At 65.5% G+C, this 880-nt stretch carries 1 protein-coding gene; it reads right to left on the bottom strand.

From position 1 onward, the window contains the following. Positions 1-813, bottom strand: an 813-nt coding sequence (locus DID96_RS37840) for a transposase (protein ID WP_148094543.1), incomplete at its 3' end; no start/stop codon positions are given. Positions 814-880: the final 67 nt, after the last annotated feature.

Here is an 880-nt window from a genome sequence, read left to right as displayed (position 1 = left end):
CATGATGCGGCTATCGGGGTCGGTGAAGTTGTCCTGGGTCCGGTCCTCGGGCACACCGAACGGCCGTTTGTAGCGACCGCCCTTCGGCTTGCCATCCGGGCCGCGCGGCTTCTGGTCGTCGTCATCGCTGCGCCCGCGTGCCAGATCCGCTTCTCGCTGCCGTGCTTCGAGCCGGGCTCGGGCTGCCGCGATCGCGTCGAGCCGATCCTGGCGTCGCGCGATCTCGGCAGGAATGTCCAGCTCCGGCTCGTTCTTCTCGGCGTCGTCGGCTGCACGCGCCTGGTTGAGCAGCGCGTCGATCTGGGCCTTCAGTTCGGCCTCGGCCTTGAGCATGTGGCCGTAGCTCATCGCCTTGTGGCGGCTCGCGTTGGCCTTGACCTTGGTGCCGTCGACCGCGATCGTGCCCAGCTTGACCAAGCCCATCTCGCGGGCCAGGCGCACGACTTGGCCGAACAACTCGCTGAGCTCCTTCAGATGCAGCGCACGGAAGTCGCGGATCGTGCGCGACGCCGGGAAGTTGCCCGCGGCCAGCACCCGGAACGCCACGTCCTCGTGCAACTTGCGGGCGATCTTGCGCGAACTGAACACGCCCGTGGCGTAGCCGTAGATCAGCACCTTGACCATCATGGCCGGATGGAACGGCTGGTTGCGCGGGCCGCCTTTGTCATAGCGCGCATGGAAGGCGCTCAGCTCCAGACTGTCCACTGTGTCGCTGATGAAGTGCGCCAGATGCCCTTCGGGCAACCACTCCTGCAGGGCTTCAGGTAGCAGCAGCATTTGCTGCGGCTCATAGGGGAGGTAATTCGCGCTCATCTGCTCATAACGCGCCACCTCCCTTGCCCGATGACCAGGAATTGACTTCTGCCGCCCAGACTCCTAG

Origin of the sequence: Burkholderia sp. Bp8963, from assembly GCF_003854275.1 — a bacterium.
GTDB lineage: Bacteria > Pseudomonadota > Gammaproteobacteria > Burkholderiales > Burkholderiaceae > Burkholderia.
The sequence above is the reverse complement of the archived record's forward strand: the minus strand, read 5'-3'. Positions and strand labels throughout refer to the sequence as shown.